The 889-nt window shown below is 70.2% G+C and carries 2 protein-coding genes; both read right to left on the bottom strand.

Annotated features, from left to right (window positions below; translation table 11 throughout):
• Nucleotides 1-536 (bottom strand): segregation and condensation protein A (locus JCM25156_RS18495; RefSeq protein WP_199898885.1); only part of this gene is annotated, 536 nt, incomplete at its 3' end.
• Between the two features lie 54 nt (nucleotides 537-590).
• The coding region (locus JCM25156_RS18505) for an SPOR domain-containing protein (protein ID WP_025814315.1) at nucleotides 591-889 on the bottom strand (299 nt) is incomplete at its 5' end.

Here is an 889-nt window from a genome sequence, read left to right on the forward strand (position 1 = left end):
CACAGACGCAGCACGCGCGGCCGATAGACGGATTTTCGCGCCCGCCGCCGCATGGCCGCCATGGTACCGCGCATGAGCTGCGGCACGTCAACCGCCAGCCCCGAGCGGTCAATGGCCACCAGGCTTTCCCCCGCCCCGCGCCCGAAAACCTCGTGCCCCAACTGGGGGCGATCGGCCAGCCAGCGGCCAAGCTGGACCATGCGTTCGAGTTCCAGCAGCCGCTCATGCAGCAGGGCGGCGGCTTCCTCGGCATCGGTGGCTTCGGCGTCGTCCTCGGGCAGGAGCAGGCGTGACTTGAGCCATGCCAGCCACGCCGCCATGACCAGCCAGTCCGCCGCCAGTTCCAGCCGGACACGCTGCGCGGACCGCACCACGGCCAGGAACTGTTCGACCACCTGCAGGATGGAAATGCGCCACAGATCCACCTTCTGCGCCCGCGCCAGATCCAGAAGCAGGTCCATCGGCCCCTCGAACCCTTCCAGATGCATGACAGGCGCGCCCGTCATGGGCGCGGGCGGGGCAGCGGCGGCGGGCATGGCGCTATCCCCCGTCACCACTCCCCCTGCCCGTGGGCGGGCGCGCCGTCATGCTCAGGAATGAACCGGGTCACACGGCAGGCTTTTCGCCCTGACCTTCGCGCACAGCGCCGTGGCCTGCGCCCTGTCCAGCCCCCTGATCCGCAGGCGGTAGAAGGTCCGGCCATTGCGCTCCGCCTTCACCACGGCGGGCTGGTAGTCACCAAACAGGGCGGGATAGCGGCTGGTCAGGCCGTTCCAGCTTTTCATGGCCGCCGCCTGCGTATCCAGCGCCGCAAGCTGCACGCCATACGCGCCATCGCCCGTGTTCAACACGCGCGGCGCAGGCGGGGGCAGATGGGCGGGAGCCGGGG

This window comes from Komagataeibacter kakiaceti JCM 25156 (genome assembly GCF_000613305.1).